This is a genomic window from Streptomyces sp. KR55 (assembly GCF_052245645.1).
Classification (GTDB): Bacteria; Actinomycetota; Actinomycetes; order Streptomycetales; family Streptomycetaceae; genus Streptomyces; species Streptomyces flavusporus.
The window spans coordinates 1-1,675 of the sequence record NZ_JBQQCE010000870.1 but is presented as its reverse complement, the minus strand read 5'-3'; the positions used below and the strand labels follow the sequence as shown (position 1 = coordinate 1,675).

The following is a 1,675-nucleotide window of genomic DNA, read 5'->3' as shown; positions in this document are numbered from 1 at the left end:
CCCGGAGCAGGCCGTGCTTCTTTCGCGGGTCCCAGCCGGCCCGGGCGGCATAGCCCGCGCAGTAGGCCTCCCTGCACCGGCGCGCCCACCGCGGACGCCACGGGCGGCGCTGGCGGGCCGCGTAGTCGAAGGAACGCAGCATCCCCGCGATGTCCCGGACGGGCGACTGGGCGCTGCGCCGCTCGGCCAGCGGGCGGGACGGTTCGCCCTCGAAGTCGATGACGAACCACTCACGGCCCGCGCGCAACACCTGCCCCAGGTGCAGATCGCCGTGGATCCGCTGGGCGGGCGGCCCCGGATCGCAGGTCAGCAGGGCGCTGAACGCGGACCGCAGCCCGGGCACGAACGGCCGCAGCCCCGGCACGCTGTGCGCCGCGTCGTCCAGCCGGTCGGTCATGGCGGCCGCCGTACGGCCGTTCTCGCAGCGCCCGCCGGACGGGAAGGCCGCGGCCAGCGCGAGGTGCACCTCCGCGGTGGCCCGGCCCAGCTCACGGGCCTGGGCGGTGAAGTCGTCGCCGGTGCCGAGCGCGTGCAGGGCCAGCGTCCAGCCGTCGGAGGCGTCCCGCAGAAAGGGCTGCAGCACGCCGAGTGTCGCCTTCTGCGGCTGGGTCGTCCGGAACCAGGCCACGGGAGCCGGGACCCGGTCGCAGCCCTGCCCGGCCAGTGCGCCCGGCACCTCCAGGTCGGGGTTGACGCCGGGCTGGATGCGTCGGAAGACCTTCAGGATGAACTCGTCGCCGTACACCAGTGAGGAGTTCGACTGTTCGGCGTCCAGCACGCGGGGCACCAGACCGGCCGGGACCGGCTTGGCCGGGTCGGCCTCGAAGCGCAGGGGCCCCGTCGTGCCGGGGTGCCGCAGCCGCTCCAGGAGCAGCTGCGCCGTCCGGGGATCCTGCAGGGCGTCGTAGACCGTCATGTCGGCCAGCGGGCCCTGGTGGGCACGGCCGATCAGGGCCCGGCCGAGGCGTGGTGAGGCGTGCTCGCGGATCCCGAGGAGCAGCTGGTAGCAGTCGCCGGGCGGGGGAGTGCCGCCGGGGGTGGGTACCACCGCGAGACCGGCGTGGCCGCCCGTGTGACCGGCGTGCACCAGAAGATGCAGACAGCCCGGGAACAGCTCCGTCAGCGACAGCAGGCGCAGGTCGGTGACGGGCCGGTCCTTGCCGGCGAACCAGCGCTGCCGGGGCAGCCATTCGCGCAGCAGCCCGTCCAGCGAGGCCATGGACTGCGTGAGCTCATACCTGCCGGGGCGGAGAGTTGCGGTCTTCGTCATGGTGACGCCTCCTTTCGTCGGCGCACTCTCACAGCCGTCTGCCGATGCGAGATGCGACGCGGACGAGCCGGAACCAGTAGAAGCCGTGGCCCCCCAGGGTCAGCAGGTAGGGCAGTTCGCCGATGGCGGGAAAACGGACCCCGCCGAACAGCTCGACCGGATGGCGGCCGCTGAACTCGCGCAGGTCCAGCTCGGTCGGCTGGGCGAAACGGGCGAAGTTGCTCACGCACAGCACCAGGTCGTCCTCGTACTCCCGCAGGAAGGCGAGCACCGCGGGATTGGAGGACTGGAGTTCGGTGTACGAGCCGAGGCCGAAGGCGTGGTTCTGCTTGCGGATCTCGATCATCCGGCGGGTCCAGTGCAGCAGCGACGACGGCGACGACATGGATGCCTCGACGTTGGTGA

Annotated in this window: 2 protein-coding genes; both read right to left on the bottom strand. The window is 72.7% G+C overall.

The window, feature by feature from the left end; all coding sequences use genetic code 11:
• The coding region (locus ACTWQJ_RS51120) for a maltokinase N-terminal cap-like domain-containing protein (protein WP_443313155.1) at nucleotides 1-1,270 on the bottom strand (1,270 nt) is incomplete at its 3' end.
• A 28-nt stretch (nucleotides 1,271-1,298) separates the two neighbouring features.
• A partial coding sequence (locus tag ACTWQJ_RS51115; RefSeq protein WP_443313154.1) for an alpha-glucosidase C-terminal domain-containing protein occupies nucleotides 1,299-1,675 on the bottom strand: 377 nt, incomplete at its 5' end.